The organism is uncultured Fibrella sp. (assembly GCF_964250085.1).
GTDB lineage: Bacteria > Bacteroidota > Bacteroidia > Cytophagales > Spirosomataceae > Fibrella.
In genome coordinates, this window is sequence record NZ_CAXUEC010000002.1 from 761,267 (window position 1) to 779,038 (window position 17,772).

Sequence of the window (17,772 nt, forward strand, 5' to 3'; positions counted from 1 at the left end):
TCTGGGATTCGGGATTGCGGATTTGCTCCGCTAAAACTACTAACTCTTTTTATTGCACAGCCGTGCAAATCCACAATCCCAAATCCTAAATTCCAAATCCAGTGTCTCCCATTCGCTTATCCGATCTTGCCTATACAATTGACGCCGTTCTTGAAGAAAATTTCGGTGGAAAAGCCATGTGGGTATTGGCCGAAACGAGCGACATCAAGAACTACCCTGACCGGCAATACTGCTTTCTGGGCCTTGTAGAACGGGAAGGCAACCAGACCGTGGCCAAGCTCGATGCGGTTATCTGGCGAAAAAACTACCCCATCCTGCGGGCGTTTGAAGCCGCGACGGGTGTTGCTTTTGCCCGGAATATTCAGCTACTGATGCTTGTTTCGGTCACCTACAGCCCGATCTACGGCATGCGGCTGGAGATTCACCAGATCGACCATGCCTACACGCTGGGCAATATTGAGCGGGAACGGCAGGCCGTGCTCGATACCCTCGTTCGCGAGCATTCCCAATACGTCTGGATGGATCAGGGCGAGTACATCACCAGCAACCAGATGCTGGACCGGCCGGCCGTCTGGCAGCGAATTGCGCTGATTACCGCCCCGAATTCCGACGGTTGGCGCGATTTCCGACAAGAGTTGGCCAATAATGCGTGGGGCTACCAGTTTGCCATCGACGAGTACCTCACCCAGGTACAGGGGCAGGGCGCCGACAAAGCGATTTGCATCCAGTTAGAACAGATTATTCGTTGCCAGGTGCCCTACGACGCTGTTGTGATTGTGCGCGGTGGCGGCTCGCAGCTTGATTTTGGCGCGTTCGACACCCTGCGTATGGGCGTGGCCATCGCCAGTTTTCCCTACCCTGTTCTGGCCGGTATCGGGCATGACCGCAACGTCAGCATTACCGACATGCTTTGTCATCAGAGCGTAAAAACGCCCACCAAAGCAGCCGTCTTTCTGATCGAACATAACCGGCTATTTGAAGAAAATTGCCTGCAAATGGCGTACCGCGTGGCCGAAGCCAGTCGGGTAGCGATGCAGAGTGCCCGTGAAGAAATTGATAACCTGACCGACCGGTTCCGGTATGGCACGCAGACGTACCTGCGTAACCGTCACATCGAGTTAACGGACAAGACCACGACTATCCGCCACCTCGATCCGATCAACGTGCTCCGTAGGGGGTATGCCATGCTCAGCCGAAACGGACAGATTCTAACCCGCGCCGATGCCTTTCAGCCCGGCGACACCGTAGAGGCACAGTTTGCCGACGGAACTATTCAACTAACTGTTACTGGTAATTAGGTATTGGTTAACGGTTACTGGTTGCTCATCTTATGAGCGTACCTGAGCGAAGCCACTAACAACCAGTAACCAATAACCAGTAACTTTTCCCTATGACATATCAGGAAGCATACGAACAATTGACTTCGCTCGTTGACGAGATAGAAAATGAAGCCGTGCCACTCGATGAATTGCCGGGCCGGATTCGGCAGGCTACTGAACTGATCGCTTTTTGCCAGCAACGGCTACGGGCAGTCGACGAAGACTATCAACAAGCCCTGATTCAATTGCAGAAAAGACAGTAGCCAAACATTAATAAATGGTTGAGTGGTTGGCATTGAAAAACTGTGTTTAATTTTGGGACAGGATGCAAAGACCAGACTGCAACAAATCGGGCCAGCCGGGCCGATTCAACGTCGTCGCATCCAGAGAGTGACCCATCCACTGATACTACGAAACTGGCGGAATGACCAAGGCAACCGGACATTCTATAGTAACTGTATACTAACCTATCATCATGACTTTATTTGGTGCGTTCAACGAAGTGCTTACCCCGGAGGTACTGGCCAAAATTGCCCTGTACGAGGATGAGCCTGCGGAGAAAACCACAAAGGCCGTCGAAGGCTTAGTCCACACCGTTTTCGGCGGGTTGCTGAAACGGACGACTACCGAAATTGGTGTAAACCAACTATTTAGCCAACTCCAGAAAAGTGGCTACGATGGTACGCTTTCCTCCAATCTGAACAGCGTTCTGAAAGACGCGACCCAAACGCATGCCGTTATCACAACCGGAAACGAGGCTATAAGCCGCCTGCTTCCGGCCATGAAAAGCTCCATCGCCGGCATGATTTCCAGCTATGCAGGCATCCGAAACTCATCCGCAATTTCGCTCCTTGGCTTAACCGCAGGTGTTGTACTCGATGTGCTGGGGCGGCAGGTGAAAGAGAAAAAGTTAGACGCCGATGGGCTGGCTGCGTCGCTGTTCGATCAGCGTGAAGCGTTTATCAATGCTGTACCGGAAAGCCTCTTTCCGCAGCTTGTCGAAAAAGTAGGTATTCAGCAAATTGTGGCTGGCGTAGCGGCACCGGCCAAACGAACTGCCCAGGCACTCCCGCCCCGGAACACAAGCGGCACCGCCACCCGGCCTGTTCCCCCGTCAACTGTTTCTTTTGAGCCAGACCCCGATACCGATTCGAACGGATCGGTAGGTAAGTGGCTGATCGGGGCGCTCATCGTGGCGGCGGTCGGTATAGGCGGTTATTTCGTTTGGCAGAACAGCAAAAACTTCTCGGCCGATTCGGCCGAGTCAACCGACGCCGTTTCGTCGGCCATCAGCGACTCGGCTCAGTCTGATACAGTAGCCCGTTCACTGGCCGTTCCGGTTGACACGGTGACGAATCGTCCTGCACCAACAACGGCTACCACCGCAGTTGCCTCGTCAGCAAGCACGGCTACGGGAATAGCCACCTCAGGCTCTACCGATGCCGCCTTCAATACGGCCTTAACAACGTACCTGAATGACCCGGCCCAGCCGAAAGGCCGTGTGTTTGCCCTAACGGGTGTTACGTTCGAGCCTTCATCGCTCAGTATGACCTCGGCTTCGCAGGGTCAGATTAATGAGTTGATTACCCTCCTGAAAGCACGGCCTACCCTACAGATTCAGTTGCAGGGTTATGCCAACGATGCCCCCGGCCCGGCAGCAGGACTGACCAATAAGGCTTTGTCGTTCAAACGGGTCAACTCCATCAAACAGCAACTCGTTGGCGCGGGCATTAATTACCTGCGCGTTGATGCTATTGGATTGGGTACGGGCGTTAAAGTGGGAGAACTGGGCAAACAGCCGCAGAAGAAAATTAACGTTAAGGTTATCACAAAATAGCCGTCTGATCCTTTACATGTACCCGTTATTGCCCGGCAGTAACGGGTACGTCTGTTTATAGCCCGTCCTGTTACTGAATGAAATGCATTTAGTAGAAACCCCGGTAATGGTTCTTTGGCTGTACATGAAGCAACAGCTAGTATCAATTCTTTCACGCCAGCGGTCGCACGACTGTGTGGCAGCCGCTCTTCCTGATTCTCAGGGGCAAACGGCCATAAACCGCAGGCAGTTTCTTCAGGCGGCTGGTGCGTCGGCCCTCGTGCTGGCGGCTGGTGCCGAAAGTATGGCTCGTATCGGGGCTCCGCCAAAGTCGGGGCTTCGCATTGCCTATTCAGCCATTACCTGGGGCGGCAACGATGCACAGGCCATTACCGACATTGCCGCGACGGGCTTCAAGGGTATCCAGTTACGGGCCAATTCGTTTGGCCCCTACCGCGCAAAACCCTCCGAATTGAAGGCCATGCTGGACCAGCACGGTTTACAACTTGCCATGTTTTCGAGTGGTAATGTTGAAATCGATCCGGCCAAGTTCCAGAGCACGATCGATCAGCACGTGGCCCACGCCAGTTTTGTGAAAGCACTGGGCGGTTCGGCCATTCAGCTTACCAACTCAGCCCGGCCTAAAGACCGGCTTCCGACCACCGACGAGTTGAAACGGCTGGCTACGGTGATGAATGAGATTGGCAAACAAACGGCTGATCTGGGTGTGCAGGCCGTTTACCACAACCATATGCACCAGTTGGGCGAAACACCCGCCGAAGTCGATGTGATTGTTCAGGCCATGAACCCGAAAGCCATTCGCCTGCTTTTAGACATTGCTCACTACAAACAGGGCGGTGGGCAACCCGAACTGGCCATTGTGCAGTATCAGGATATCCTTCATTCGCTGCACTTAAAAGACACCATGTCGCCCCTGTCCGATCGGCCAGGCACGCCCAACGCGTATAAGTTCGTGGAACTTGGCCGAGGCAACGTGAACGTACCTGCGGTGTTTAAAGCCCTCAAAACCATTAAGTTTAACGGATGGGGCATCATTGAATTAGACGGCATACCCGACCCAGGCCGCACCGCCTTACAGTGCGCACAAACCAATAAAGAATACATCACACAGACCCTCAAATTCCCGATTTAAACTAGTTCATAGTGTATGACTAACAGACGCGATTTTCTTAAAACATCAGCCGGAGCCGTCGGTTTGGCAGGCTTGGGCACGAGCTTTTCAGCCAGCAGCTACGCACGTATTCTTGGCTCAAACGAGCGGGTGCGCGTTGGCGTAATTGGCTTCTCAGACCGGTTCCGTCAATCCCTTTCGCCCGCTTTTGCCGACCATGCGAAAGAGCTTAACTTCTCCTTTGTTGGCGTTTCTGACCTCTGGAGCCGCCGCCGCGACGAAGCCAAGGCGTACCTCACCGGTAAAGGTTGGGCCGATGCCAACAACTTCGCCATGTGCCGCAACAATGACGAACTGCTCGATCGGAAAGATATCGACGCTGTTATCATCAGTACCGCCGACTTCCAGCACGCGATTCACTGCGCCGATGCCGTAGAATCGGGCCGGGATGTATACGTGGAGAAACCCTTTGCCGAATCGATGGAGGATGCGCGCAAAGCGTTGAAAGCCGTTGAAAAATCGAAGAAAATTGTTCAGGTTGGTTCGCAGCGCCGGTCAGCCCCGAACTACCATGCCGCCAACGACTTCATCAAATCCGGCAAATTCGGTGATGTAACGATGGTGGAGATGACCTGGAATGTAAATCAGCCGGGTCGCTGGCGCCGGCCCAAATTGGTATCAGAAATCCGTCAGGAAGATACCGACTGGAAACGCTTCCTGTTAAACCGACCTGCCGAAGCGTGGGACCCACGTAAATACCTGGAATACCGGTTATTCTACCCCTACTCGTCGGGCATTCCGGGTCAGTGGATGTCGCACCAAATCGATACCGTTCACTGGTTCAGCGGATTGGATCACCCCCGGTCGGTGGTAGCCAATGGTGGTGTATATGTCTGGAAAGATGGCCGGGTTAACCCCGATACGTTCACGGCAGTATTCGACTACGGCCCGGACAACGACAAGAACAAGGGCTTCCAGGTGATGTATTCGTCGAGGATGCACAACGAGGCAGGTGGCACTAAAGAGTACTACTACTCGAATGGTGGCATGATTAACCTCGACACCAACAAAATCACCTCGGAAGGCGGTTTACAGGCTAATTTTGCCAAAGAGATGGGGATGCAGCCAAACTTACTGGCCTCGCAGACACTATCGCAGGGCCCAAAAATCGAGACCAGCGCCAATACCGGCGGCGACCCTATGACGTCGTTTCACATGCGGAATTGGATGGAATGTGTTCGCAGTCGGAAAGAGCCAAATGCACCTGCTCGCGTCGGCTTCAACCACTCGGTAGCCAACATCATGGCGACCAAGGCGTTACATACGGGCAAGCGCGTTACCTGGGATGCCGGGAAAAGCGATATCGTGGTAGCGTAGATGAGGAATAAAGGTTTCAGGTCTGAAACCTCTCAGACCTGAAACTTGACACTTACTCCACTTCCAATACCTCCAGAATATCCATCAACGCCCCGAAGTCACGGCTTCCGGGGCGTTCTTCGTTTCCACCAGCCAGCGCAATGCCCGCAATGGGCAACTCGGCCAGGATCGTCTGAATGGTAGCAGCTTCAAAGCCAATGCCCAACAGCACCGCATGACGGCTCGCCACTTGTTTGAGGGCAGCCTGTAACTCATCGTCGATATGAATGATCGACTGGCTTTCGAGTAGCAGATAGTCGATTCCGGGCAGGGCCGTACCAGCCACCGCGTCGAGTTGCTCCAGCGACATTCCTGTCAGATCAACACGTAACATGAGGGGTTTACCCATTGTGCTGAGATAGGGCAACAGGGCTACCTCATCCACCTGCAACACATCGGGTTGGTACTCAGCCAGCAGTTGCTCGATCTGTTCGGGATCGGCACTCGCCGTTTCGCCAACAATCTGAACACCAGCCACCCACCCCCTGATTTCATTGAACCGAGCCGGCTCGATATAATCAGGGCTGGTGCTATCCATGGAGAAACCAAGCAGATCGACGCCCATGCCCGCGCAATAGCGGGCATCGCTGAGGTTGGTAATGTTCGATATTTTGACGGTTGTCTGAAGGGCCATACGTACCTGTGCTAACTTAATTTGGAGGGGCGAAAGTAGCACACGTAGCTGTAAATTGGGTCATTGAAGACTGGGGGAATTAGGTAATGTGGACTCATCCCGCCTGTGCCCGCTTCAGTATACTACCCAGGAAGCTACCCACGAAAGTCAGGCCCAGCGTTCCATACAGACTAAACGCTTCTACTTCCCGATCCACACTCGACTCGGCCGGGCCAACCACGAAGGTATAGCCAATCCAGATCAGCAGGACCTGCAACATAGCCAGCACCCAGCCTTTACGCGGCTCGGCAAAGCCGATGGCCCCTGCCGAAAACGCCGCCAGCAGGTAGGGCCAGTGAATAACGGGACTATGTTTGATCACGTATAAAAGTACCAGCGCGTTGACAAGCGTTAACCCGGCATGGATCAGCGACGACCGATTGACAAACCCGGTTTGAACCGGCGCGGGCGTACCCAGCATCACCTGCGCTGCCGCCACCATCGAATCAGCCTTGGCCAGGTCCTGTTCCGCTTCGGTAGGTTGGCCGGTTTGTTGCCGGGTTAGCCCGCGCCAGTGATAGGCTTCGGCACTGCCTCCGTGGAAAATAGCTTTGTCGAAGTCCTGAAAAGCCGTTGAATAATCGCCGCGTTCATAGTGAATCTGACCCGTTTCCAGATGCAGGTCGGCAATTGTATCATCATAGCTCTTCGCCAGGTCCAGGTTCGTCAGGGCGGCCTCTGTGTCGCCCAGCTTGCGGTAAATCCGGGCCCGGTAGAGGTACGCTACCCCCAACTTTGGCTGCGATTCGATGGCGTGATTAAAGTAGGCCAGCGCCGCCGCAAACTGGTCGTTTTCAAACAGCGTGATGCCTTCGCGGAGCTGATCAGCCTGTTTTTCGGCAGTGCTGCGCTGGTCAGCGTAGTACTTAAGGTAAATGATGTAGCCCGTAAAAGAGAGCACCGTGAGCAGTTCAAGCATACAAAATCAGGTCTGCATGGATAACTCGTAGCCAGGCCATTTTGTGCCTGTAAAAAGGGATTCGGACAGGCAGCCAATCGTTTTCTATGAGTTCACCGACCGAAACAAGGAGACCCGGCTGGTTATCGCCTTCTTGAGGGAAGCACTTGTCTACTACCTGACACCCGATTTAAACCCGCCACTTTGATGATCCGCCTGAGCCTGCTCCTGATTCTGCTGGGACTTTGTAAAATGGCTGCTGCCCAACGTGTGCTTATCCAGACGGCAGCGCGTTCGCCACAAACCGAATTTGCGGGCAAACAGCTTGCCAACGCCCTGATCGGTAGCCATTACACCCTGGCCACGGCCAACGTACCTGCCGATTTCGTCATTCAACTGGCCCCCGTCAACCCACAGTTGGGTGCGGAAGCGTACACCATCGACGTGGCAAAAAATCAGCTTACCATCACCGGTGGCGACGCTCGTGGCCTGATCTATGGAAGCCTGTCGGTAGCCGAAGACATTCAGAATGGCGTTGCGCCCCAGAAGATTACCGCCCGGCGTGAGCGGCCCCATCTGGCGCTTAGGGCCATTAAGTTCGATTTGCCGTGGGACACCTACCGCCATAGCTACGCCCTGGATCTGCACTACGACACATGCCGGGATACCCTATACTGGAAAGCATTTCTGGACATGATGGCCACCAACCGGTTCAACGCCCTGAGCCTCTGGAATCTACACCCGTACACGTTCATGATCAGGCCTACGAATTTCCCAGCAGCCACGCCGTTCAATGAGCAGCAACTGGCTGAGTGGCAAACGCTGTTCAGAAGCATTTTCAGGATGGCGAAAGAACGGGCGATCGACACGTACCTGATTCCGTTCAATATTTTTACCAGCCCTGAATTTTCGAAGGCCTACAACGTCAACCCGGCGGTGAACAACCTGGAACACCGGCATTTTATCGATGGGGATACCTCGGCCATTGTCAAACGCTACACGCGGGAATGTGTAACGCAGGTGCTCAACGAATACCCCGACCTGACCGGTTTCGGGCTGACGCTGGGCGAAGGCATGGGCGGCATGACGCCCCAGCAACGCGAAGACTGGATGACGGCCACCATCATCGAAGGGATGCGGCTGGCAAATCGAAAAACTAAACTTATTCACCGCATCCCGTTTTCGAGCACCACGGGTTCGTTGGGGATTACGAGCGTCGATACCGAAAAGCTGACCCGGAAATCAATTGAACGCGAAGGAGGCCTGGATTTTATCGACGGGCCAGTCTGGGCCGATTTGAAGTACAACTGGTCGCACGCCCATTCTACGCCTACGCTGGTGAAAGTACATGGCGGCAAATTGTACGACACCTATTTCAGCCCCAACCCCACTGCCTACAAGATTACGTGGACGGCTCGAAACGAAGATTTTTTCTGCCTGCGCTGGGGCGTTCCCGATTTTGTCAGAACGCACATTATGACCAATAATCAGGCATATGTGGGTGGGTATTTTTTAGGATCCGAAACCTACATTCCTGCTAAAGATTACTTCACCAAACCTGGTGGTCCGGTCGCGTGGAAATACGCTTTTGAACGGCAGTGGCTGTTTTACAAGCTCTGGGGCCGAATACTCTACAATCCCGAAACGCCCGATGCGGTCTTTAACGCCGAATTTCTCAGGCGGTACGGGCCGTCGGCCAGTCGGTTGCTGGAAGCCTACGCGCTGGCTTCGGCAACGCCCCTGCGGCTGGCCTCGGCGTTTGATTTCACCTGGGATTTCTCGCTCTACAGCGAAGGTATGATGGCACACGACGAGGCAAAGAACGTTTCTTATATCTCTGTCAACCAGCAGATTACCCAACCCACGCTCGACCCGGATTATGTATCGGTCATCGATTACGTGAAAGCGATGCTGGCCAACGGCACGTTTGCAGACACAAAAATGACCCCGCCCCTGCTGGCCGGCAAGCTGGAAGCCGATTGCCGCAAGGCATTGGAACTGGTGAAGCCTATCCAGACAACCGGTAACCGGTCGTTACAGTATGAAGTGGCCGACGTGAAAGCGTGGGCTAATCTGGGGCTGCATCTGGCCGAGAAACTGCGGGGAGCCGTAGCCCTGCAAACCTACCGTACTACCGGCAAAGAAGCCTCAAAACGGGCGGCAGTTCAACACCTGAAACTGGCCCTCCGGTACTGGGACGAGGTGGTTGCCATAACCCGCCCGTTGTACAATGACATGCCACTGGTACACCTGAGCGAACAGAAAAGTGGCACGCCAGCCCAAAACGACAAACTTCGTTTTCACTGGGAAAAGCTTCGGCCAAAAGTTGCCGAAGACGTTGCCACCGCCGAAGGGGCGCAATCCGATTCGGGGAAGTAACGAGAGCTTCATTTGGCCGGGATCAGTTTACTGGCAAAATCCTGAAAACGAACATCACCTAACTCCTTTTTAGTCAATAGTTTATACGGCCTTAATTTGGTAGCCTGCCCCGGTGCATCATAATCAAACTTCTGGAGCGAAATAGTGTGTAACCACCAGTCGGGCCGTTTCGGGTCGAACTCGAAGGTGATGACCTGTGTCGTTTTTTCGCCAAGGCCGTAGGTGCTTACGAACGAAAACAGATTGCTGTTGAAGACCACTTTAACGAACGGATCGACGAGCGAACCACCGCCGCAGGTTGTGCAGCGCAGCACCTGATCGTTATACACCGCATTACGCAGTTGACCGTTTGGTTGATACAGAAGCAGAATGACCCGCCGGGCAAGGCCACCGGGCGGATCGCCGGGCTGATGCTGGGTACGTTGCGCCACCAGCACCACATCGGGCCGCTTATCGTTGTTCACGTCGCCCACATAATGGCGTTCATACCGATATACGCCCGGCGTTTGGCCAATATGCCGTTGATAGAGCGCAATGGAATCGGCGGTGAGTGGTACGCGCCCCTGCCCGCTCGATGGCGTCGGCAACGTACCCGGCAGTAGCAGAACCAGGCAAGCGCGAAGCCAATTCACCCAGTTGACGGGCTGTCTATCAATGATCATTTATGACTATTTTAAAAACGCTAACGTTGTATTTTTCAACTCATCAAAGCCCATAATCGCTCATTTCGGTGCCCGCTTCACCAGTTCGTCGCGCTTGAGCGTCAGTTGGCGACCGGCGGGTTTACCATTGCGATAGGTAATCACGCGAAGGGTCACATTTCCCTCGGGAATCAGCAGCGGTTTGGTGTAACGGGGGCTATATCGGCCGGGCATGGTATCGTCGATCGAGTAGTAGGTATCGGTGCCGGGGAGTTCACTATCGAGCATGGCAGTCAGTTTATTGTCGGCCAGTGCGGTGGTTACGATGGGGTCGTAGGCAGCGCGGGAATAATTGATATTGGCGTGTTCAGCGCGTTCCATCTGTGCCTCCAGCCGGGGAATAAAACCTGCCCAGTCGCGGCGATTGCGGGGCGTCCAGAATACTTCAGCCAATGCCCAGGCGCGTGGGTACGTCATGTACTCAATGTGGCTCATCGTGGGGGCCTGCTCGCTCCATAGGTTTCCCTGCCCGCCCAGAATCCGGGTAGAATCAACGCCTGCGGGAACGGGTTCAAAGCTGTAGCAGGTTTTCAGGCGCAGGCTGGCGTAGATGCGAGGTTCCAGCGTAGGGTCGCTCTGCATGTAATCGAGGTAGGCGAAGGTACTTGGCGTCATGACAACATCATGGCCATTTTTCGCCGCTTCGATGCCGCCTTTCATCCCGCGCCAGCTCATTACGGTCGCACTCGGCGACACGCCACCTTCCAGAATCTCGTCCCAACCCAGAAACTTTTTGCCTTTGGCATTGATGATCTGCTCAATGCGCTTCATGAAATAGCCCTGCAACTCCTCTACTTTGGTCATGCCTTCCTTCTGCATCAACGCCTGACAGCCAGCGTCTTTTGCCCAGTAACCGTGGTAACATTCGTCACCGCCCGCATGGATGTACTGACCGGGAAATAACGCAGCCACTTCCCCAAATACCTTATCCAAAACAGCGTATACCTTTTCGTCTGATGGATTCAATGTATTGTCGACCAGCATCTTGAACGTCCCGTTGCCGTACCACTCTGAAAACTGGGTGCCGGGGTTCACACGGATGGATGTGTCTTTGGTACACGACAGTTCGGGATAAGCCGCCAGCATAGCCATGCTATGGCCAGGTACGTCGATTTCGGGCACGATCGTAACGTGGCGGTCCTGGGCATAGCGTACTACCTCCCGAATCTCGTCCTGCGTGTAGAACCCACCATACGTAGCTGGCTCGCCCGGTTTTGGGTTGGGCCGATCGCCGTAATGCCCGTCACGCGGGACGCGCCAGGCACCAACGCTGGTCAGGCGGGGTAACGACTTAATCTCGATGCGCCAGCCGTTATCGTCGGTCAGGTGCCAGTGTAACGTATTGATTTTGAACTGCGCCAGTTGATCGATGTAGCGCATGACCTCTTCTTTTGTGAAGAATGACCGGCTCACGTCGAGCATCACCCCCCGCCAGCCAAAGCGCGGACGATCCATAATCTGTACGGCTGGCACCTGTAGTAGAGCGGGCGGCGCGGCGGTTGGCTGGGTACGTTCCAGCGGGAGTAGTTGCAACAGCGTTTGGGTACCATAAAACAGCCCGGCTGGCTGATTGGCGGCGATTACAACGCCTCTGGGGCTGCTACTGAGCCGGTATCCTTCACGGCCCAGCGTTGCGTCGGGCGAGGTATTCAGCACCAGGGCGATGACATTGGCGGGCGTACTTTTCGCCGGTTTACTCACCAATGAAAAGCTGGTTTGCGCGGCTAACTGGTTCGCCAGCAGCGCCGCCACCGTGGCCGATTCGGGTTTGGTGTAGGTAATAACCGTGGCCTTATTCAGTGCAAACTGGCCCGTCTGTATCTGCACCAAAACAGGGTTCGGAATGAGGTGAACAGGACGCTGAGCGTGAGCGGCTAACCCTGCCGCCAGACAGGCAGCGAAAAACAAGAAACGCATGAAGTTCGAGATCAGGTGAGCATACTACTCCTTAGTATACGCTACGCAAGATACGTAAAAGCGGCTCAGGAGGCGTCTCCTACCCGCGGCGTCCCGGTCGGCTAGTCTGTGAATTAGTTAAGCTGCATTCCAACCTTTTGCGGTCCTGGCTGCACGTTGTCCTGAACGTTAAACCAAACCAACGCCATGACTAAGTTGCTGCTTCCTTTCTGCTTCGCGCTGATTACACTCCTATCGGCCTGCACCAAAACTACCGTTGACCCTACGGTTCCAACCGAAACCGCTCAGGTACGTCAGGCACGCCAGTGGTTAACAGCCCAGCCCAAATGGGTTGTTGCCAAAGCCAGCCAAAATAACAGCGTGTATTACCAGCGCGGTGTTCAGCAGGTTGGCGAGGTTGATATGGAGGTCGAATGGCTCCGGTTTCTACCCGAAAACCGGTTTGAGGTTCAGCTACTGGGCGACGCTCAACCCACAGCACTTTTCTACAGAATAGACGATAAGACAAACGAGCTTATCGTGTCAGAAACAGCCGATTTTAAAAAGCTGCTGGACTGGCGTACTAAAATTGATAACATTCACGACAAAAGCGTCGACCTTTTCATTCGTGAGGGTGACGACGATCTAATAACGCTGACCCTAGAGCCGTAAGCGTGCTGCATAAACACAGGATTTATTCGTGGACGCCCAATCTGTATCTGTTTCAGTGAAATACAGATTGGGCGTCCACGAATAAATCCTGTGTTTACTATGAGGTCATGGCGTTGAGCAACGTACCTGGCAGGGCCGATTCGGGGAAGGCCTGGAAACAGATGGGGCGCGTGAACCGGTAAATTGCACCGGTCCCGACCGAGGTGCTCCGGCTGTCGGTGGTGGCGGGGAATGGGCCGCCGTGGACCATCGCATGGTTTACTTCAACACCAGTAGGAAAGCCGTTGAACACCAGTCGGCCTACTTTCATCGTCAGTATGTCGATCAGGTCGGCGTATTCGGCGAGGTCGGCTTCGGTGCCGTGGATGGTAGCGGTGAGGTGGCCTTGCAGATTTCGGGCAAACGCCAGTATCTCCGCCTTCGATTCAGCCACAACACCCACCGTCGACGGGCCAAACACTTCTTCTGATAGTTCGGGATGTTGTAAGGCGCTGGGTACGTTGGTCAACAGCAGATGCGGTTGTACACCGTCGCCAGTCCATTGGGCTGTGGCCTGCGTGCCCGCAATAGCCCTCAGGCGCGTAATTCCTTTCTGATAGGCTTGTTTGATGCCTTCCGTCAGCATGGCTCCGCAGGTAATAGCCGCCAACTGACGGTCGAGTTCATCCGTAAAATCGGTATGGCCGCTTTCCAGTACAAACAGGCCGGGATTGGTGCAAAACTGCCCGACTCCCTGCGTCACCGAAGCAGCAAAGCCAGTGGCTAACGCGGTTTTGTTCTGCTCGAGGGCACCCGGCAGAAAGAAAACGGGGTTTGTACTGCCCATTTCGGCATATACCGGAATCGGCTCGGGACGACGAACGGCCAGATCATACAGGGCTTTCCCGCCCCGATACGAGCCGGTGAAACCAACCGCTTTGATGAGCGGATGCTGCACCAGACTTTCGCCAACGCGGTGGGTAGCTCCCTGCAACAGCGAAAAAACCCCGGCAGGCAAGCCCGATTTTTCCAAAGCTTCCGCAATCGTACGACCAACCAGTTCGCAGGTGGCGGGGTGCGCCGGATGTGCCTTGAAGACTACGGGGCAACCCGCCGCCAGAGCCGAAACGGTATCGCCCCCGGCCACGGAAAACGCCAGCGGAAAATTACTGGCCCCAAAAACGGCCACTGGCCCCAGCGCGATCTGCATCTGATGGAGCATGGCTGGCTCTCCGTTCGCTTGCTTCACCGCCTGCAATGGGCTGCTGATCGGGTTAATCCAGGCGTCGTTGCGGATAAACTCGGCGAATAGGCGAAGTTGCCCCACAGTGCGGCCGCGCTCCCCTTCGAGGCGGGCAATTGGCAGGGCCGACTCCTGCGAAGCGGTCTCGATGAGTTGTGGTCCCAATGCCAGGATACCTTCGGCAATGGCTTCCAGGAAATCGGCCCGTTGCGCGCCCGATGTTTTGCGATACGTCCAGAATGCTTCGTCGGCCAGTTTAACCGCCTGCTCAATTTCAGACCCGGTTGCCTCGTAAAACACCGTGCTCGTGGGCTGGTTGTTATGTGGTGTGTATGCCTGAAACTGCTCCAGGCCTTCCCACGAGCTTTCACCGCCAATCCATTGTTTTCCAGTAAGTTGCATATTTCTTAGTCATTCATTGTCATTGGTGGTCATTGGTGGTCATTGGTTGTAAGACAATAAATGACTACCAATGACCACACAATGACCACAAATGACGTTTTGTTTATTCGACCCAGTTGACGAGTGATCCAATTCCTTCGATGGCAATCGTGATGTGATCAGCCGACTGAAGTGTAAAGGTATTCGGTGGAACAATGCCCGTACCAGTCATGAGGAAAACACCCGCCGGAAAACTACATTCCCGGAACAGGAACGACACCAGCTCAGTATGGCTCCGCTTCATCTGATTAAGCTGGATACGCTGCGAAAAAACAACTTCGCCCGCCCGTTCGATTTGCAGGCTTATCCATGTTTCGGGCGCGATGGGTTGCCCAGGTACGTACAGGCAGGGCCCCAGGCTGGCACAACGGTCGTAGCTCTTCGCCTGTGGCAGATAGAGCGGGTTTTCGCCTTCAATACTCCGTGAACTCATATCGTTGCCCGCCGTGTAGCCCACAATCTTACCCGATGAGGTGATAAACAACGTCAACTCAGGCTCAGGTACGTCCCAGGTGGAGTCGCGCCGGATCCGGACGGAGTCGTTGGTACCGACCGTGCGCTGCGCCGATGCTTTGAAAAATAGCTCCGGGCGTTCGGCATCGTACACTTTATCGTAGAAGGTATCCCCGCCCGATTCTTTCGACTCGTCCATGCGGGCGTCGCGGCTGCGCAGGTACGTTACCCCCGAAGCCCACACTTCCTGACTCTGGATGGGCGGCAGAATAGGCTGGATGTTGGTTAGCCAATCGGTGTTTTTCAGTTCGGCATCGTCGCTGTTGAAATCGGCCGTTGCTTCTTCAAAGAGGGTATCCCGGTTGATGTAGGCGTCCCAATCGGTTGGACGGATCTGTTTAAACTGCCCTTCCGATTCAAGGACGATGCCGTTGGCGGTGCGGTATATTCTCATGGGTAAATAAAGGAGGCGTATGCAACTGAGTTCACTCGCAAAGGTCCGATTCGGCGCTGACATACTCATCTACCCCGGCACCGAAACTATTCGGGGTTCCGGGCTCGTTACCTAACTTTGTACCAGTAATCATCTGTCTGGCTGACGTTCACCGGGCAGACACCCATTAAACAGTTACCATCGCCGGGCTTTGAACCCGGTCAGATACCATGAGCAAACACGGACGAATCCTGGTCGCGATGAGCGGCGGGATCGACTCTTCGCTGGCAGCGGTAATGCTGCACGAAGAAGGCTACGAGGTCATCGGCATGACCATGAAAACCTGGGACTACGCCTCGTCGGGCGGGACCAAAAAAGAGACCGGCTGCTGTAGCCTCGACTCGATCAACGATGCCCGCAACATCTCGGTGAGCCTGGGTTTCCCGCACTACATTCTCGATATCCGCAACGAATTCGGCGATGCCGTCATCGACCATTTCACGGGCGAATACCTGGAAGGACGGACACCGAACCCCTGTGTTCTTTGTAACACGCACATCAAGTGGGACGCCCTGCTCCGCCGCGCCGACCGCCTTGACTGTGAGCACATTGCTACGGGCCACTATGCGCACATCCGGCAAGACCAGACCGAAGGGGCATCGAACGGCAGGTACGTTATTTCGAAGGGAGTTGACACGCTGAAAGATCAGTCGTATGTCCTTTGGGGGGTTTCGCAGGAGAGCCTTGCCCGGACAAAACTGCCGCTGGGTAATCTGAAAAAATCGGAGATCCGGCAAATGGCAACCGACCGCGGGTTCATAGAACTTGTTACTAAGTCGGAGTCGTACGAGATTTGCTTTGTGCCTGACAATGACTATCGGGGCTTCCTGAAACGCCGTGTTCCCACGCTGGAAGCCGAAGTAGCGGGTGGTAATTTCATTATGGAAAGTACCGGCAAGGTGGTTGGCAAGCATGAAGGCTATCCGTTCTATACCATCGGGCAGCGGAAAGGACTAGGCATTGCGCTGGGCCATCCGGTGTTCGTGACGGAGATTCGGAAAGACACCAACGAAGTGATTCTTGGGTTGGATAAAGACCTGTACCGCAACGGCATGATGGTGAGCAAACTGAACCTTCAAAAATACGCCACCCTCGACGAGCCGCTACAAACCGTGACGAAGGTTCGCTACAAAGACCCGGGTACGTCGGCCACGATTACGCAAACGGGTACCGATCAGATCGAAGTGCGTTTCGATGAAGGTGTTTCGGCGATTGCGCCGGGTCAGGCCGCCGTTTTCTACGAAGGCGATGATGTTGTTGGCGGCGGCTGGATCATGAAGAGTTTCAACCAAAATTAAAGAGTGAAAGAGAGAATGCGTGAAAGAGTGAAAGGTTGCTTACGCCGGTTTTTGATCGGGCGTAAGCAACCTTTCACTCTTTCACGCATTCTCTCCTTCACTCATTTCCTACTATGCTCCTTACCGAATGCCCGCGCGATGCGATGCAGGGACTGACGCACTTTATTCCGACGGCAGACAAGATTCGCTATTTGAATGCCCTGCTGCAGGTGGGCTTCGATACGCTTGATTTTGGGTCGTTTGTGTCGCCTAAAGCGGTTCCTCAAATGCAGGACACCGCCGACGTGCTGGCCGGGCTCGACCTGAGCACTACCCAAACGAAACTGCTGGCGATCGTTGCCAATCAGCGCGGGGCCGAGCAGGCCGTAGGCTACGAGGCCATCAGGTACGTTGGTTTCCCGCTGTCGGTGTCCGAAACCTTTCAGCAGCGTAATACCAACAAATCGATTCAGGAAGCTCTTGTCGATGTGGCGGCGATACACGCTCTTTGCCAGCAGGCCGATAAAGAATTGGTCGTTTACCTGTCAATGGGCTTTGGCAATCCCTACGGTGATTTGTATAGCCCCGAGTTGGTGATCGACTTCACCAGCCGACTTGCCGATCTGGGCATCCGCCACATCGTTCCGTCTGACACGGTTGGTACGGCTACCCCGGAGACCATTACGCTCCTGTTCGACTCGCTTGCTGATGCGTTTCCGTTGTATTCATTCGGCGCTCATTTGCACGCCCTTCCCGGCGAAGCACCCGCTAAAGTGCGTGCAGCCGTGCGGGCTGGAGTGAAGCGACTTGATGGCGCGATAGGCGGACTGGGAGGCTGCCCGATGGCCGCTGATACGCTGACGGGAAACCTGCCAACGGAAGAGATTGTGGCCACACTGGGTACGTTGGGCATCGAAACGGGACTTGATATGGCGGCGTTTTCGAGGGCGATCCAACTATCCCGCGACATCATGTAGGCTCGTT

The 17,772-nt window shown here is 54.7% G+C and carries 15 protein-coding genes; 9 read left to right on the top strand and 6 right to left on the bottom strand.

The genetic code is table 11. The annotated features are described in order from the left end of the window. Positions 1-101: 101 nt before the first annotated feature. The 5 genes from ACFE8Q_RS08650 (at position 102) to ACFE8Q_RS08670 (ending at position 5,644) form a co-directional block, all read left to right on the top strand. On the top strand, positions 102-1,298 hold the full coding sequence (locus ACFE8Q_RS08650) for an exodeoxyribonuclease VII large subunit (protein ID WP_375444968.1): 1,197 nt from the start codon (positions 102-104) through the stop codon (positions 1,296-1,298). Positions 1,299-1,390: 92 nt separating this feature from the next. Then, a complete protein-coding gene (xseB, locus tag ACFE8Q_RS08655) occupies positions 1,391-1,582 on the top strand; it encodes an exodeoxyribonuclease VII small subunit (protein WP_370728345.1) in 192 nt (63 codons plus the stop codon). 212 nt (positions 1,583-1,794) lie between these two features. Beyond that, complete coding sequence (locus ACFE8Q_RS08660) at positions 1,795-3,156, top strand: DUF937 domain-containing protein (RefSeq protein WP_375444969.1); 1,362 nt, start codon at positions 1,795-1,797, stop codon at positions 3,154-3,156. Positions 3,157-3,280: 124 nt separating this feature from the next. After that, positions 3,281-4,288 carry a sugar phosphate isomerase/epimerase family protein gene (locus ACFE8Q_RS08665; RefSeq protein ID WP_375444970.1) on the top strand — a complete coding sequence of 336 codons (1,008 nt, stop codon included), beginning with the start codon at positions 3,281-3,283 and terminating at the stop codon, positions 4,286-4,288. Between the two features lie 15 nt (positions 4,289-4,303). Continuing rightward, on the top strand, positions 4,304-5,644 hold the full coding sequence (locus ACFE8Q_RS08670) for a Gfo/Idh/MocA family oxidoreductase (RefSeq protein ID WP_375444971.1): 1,341 nt from the start codon (positions 4,304-4,306) through the stop codon (positions 5,642-5,644). 52 nt (positions 5,645-5,696) lie between these two features. On the opposite strand, the gene ACFE8Q_RS08675 is transcribed toward ACFE8Q_RS08670, so the two are convergent. Then, on the bottom strand, positions 5,697-6,317 hold the full coding sequence (locus ACFE8Q_RS08675; RefSeq protein WP_375444972.1) for an N-(5'-phosphoribosyl)anthranilate isomerase: 621 nt from the start codon (positions 6,315-6,317) through the stop codon (positions 5,697-5,699). 94 nt (positions 6,318-6,411) lie between these two features. Beyond that, positions 6,412-7,275: a tetratricopeptide repeat protein gene (locus ACFE8Q_RS08680; protein WP_375444973.1), complete on the bottom strand. Its 864-nt coding sequence runs from the start codon at positions 7,273-7,275 to the stop codon at positions 6,412-6,414. Positions 7,276-7,461: 186 nt separating this feature from the next. Here ACFE8Q_RS08680 and ACFE8Q_RS08685 point away from each other — a divergent pair, with 186 nt between their 5' ends. Further along, positions 7,462-9,633 (top strand): glycoside hydrolase family 20 zincin-like fold domain-containing protein, encoded by a 2,172-nt coding sequence (locus tag ACFE8Q_RS08685; RefSeq protein WP_375444974.1) that lies wholly within the window; start codon positions 7,462-7,464, stop codon positions 9,631-9,633. A gap of 8 nt (positions 9,634-9,641) precedes the next feature. Here the strand turns inward: ACFE8Q_RS08685 and ACFE8Q_RS08690 are convergent, their stop codons facing one another. Both ACFE8Q_RS08690 and ACFE8Q_RS08695 read right to left on the bottom strand, forming a co-directional pair. Beyond that, positions 9,642-10,295 carry a hypothetical protein gene (locus ACFE8Q_RS08690; RefSeq protein WP_375444975.1) on the bottom strand — a complete coding sequence of 218 codons (654 nt, stop codon included), beginning with the start codon at positions 10,293-10,295 and terminating at the stop codon, positions 9,642-9,644. A gap of 60 nt (positions 10,296-10,355) precedes the next feature. After that, positions 10,356-12,251, bottom strand: coding sequence for a beta-N-acetylhexosaminidase (locus tag ACFE8Q_RS08695; protein ID WP_375444976.1), 1,896 nt, complete (start codon positions 12,249-12,251; stop codon positions 10,356-10,358). Positions 12,252-12,437: 186 nt separating this feature from the next. On the opposite strand from ACFE8Q_RS08695, the gene ACFE8Q_RS08700 reads away from it, so the two are divergent. Beyond that, the gene (locus ACFE8Q_RS08700) at positions 12,438-12,902 is read left to right on the top strand and encodes a hypothetical protein (RefSeq protein WP_375444977.1); all 465 of its coding nucleotides are present in this window, start codon (positions 12,438-12,440) and stop codon (positions 12,900-12,902) included. Between the two features lie 97 nt (positions 12,903-12,999). Here ACFE8Q_RS08700 and ACFE8Q_RS08705 read toward each other — a convergent pair whose 3' ends face one another. Both ACFE8Q_RS08705 and ACFE8Q_RS08710 read right to left on the bottom strand, forming a co-directional pair. Beyond that, on the bottom strand, positions 13,000-14,526 hold the full coding sequence (locus ACFE8Q_RS08705; RefSeq protein ID WP_375444978.1) for an aldehyde dehydrogenase (NADP(+)): 1,527 nt from the start codon (positions 14,524-14,526) through the stop codon (positions 13,000-13,002). A gap of 103 nt (positions 14,527-14,629) precedes the next feature. Beyond that, positions 14,630-15,472 carry a fumarylacetoacetate hydrolase family protein gene (locus tag ACFE8Q_RS08710; RefSeq protein WP_375444979.1) on the bottom strand — a complete coding sequence of 281 codons (843 nt, stop codon included), beginning with the start codon at positions 15,470-15,472 and terminating at the stop codon, positions 14,630-14,632. Between the two features lie 209 nt (positions 15,473-15,681). Between ACFE8Q_RS08710 and mnmA the strand changes: the two genes are divergently transcribed. Then, positions 15,682-16,809 carry a tRNA 2-thiouridine(34) synthase MnmA gene (mnmA, locus tag ACFE8Q_RS08715; RefSeq protein ID WP_375444980.1) on the top strand — a complete coding sequence of 376 codons (1,128 nt, stop codon included), beginning with the start codon at positions 15,682-15,684 and terminating at the stop codon, positions 16,807-16,809. A gap of 113 nt (positions 16,810-16,922) precedes the next feature. Further along, positions 16,923-17,765: a hydroxymethylglutaryl-CoA lyase gene (locus ACFE8Q_RS08720; RefSeq protein ID WP_375444981.1), complete on the top strand. Its 843-nt coding sequence runs from the start codon at positions 16,923-16,925 to the stop codon at positions 17,763-17,765. Positions 17,766-17,772: the final 7 nt, after the last annotated feature.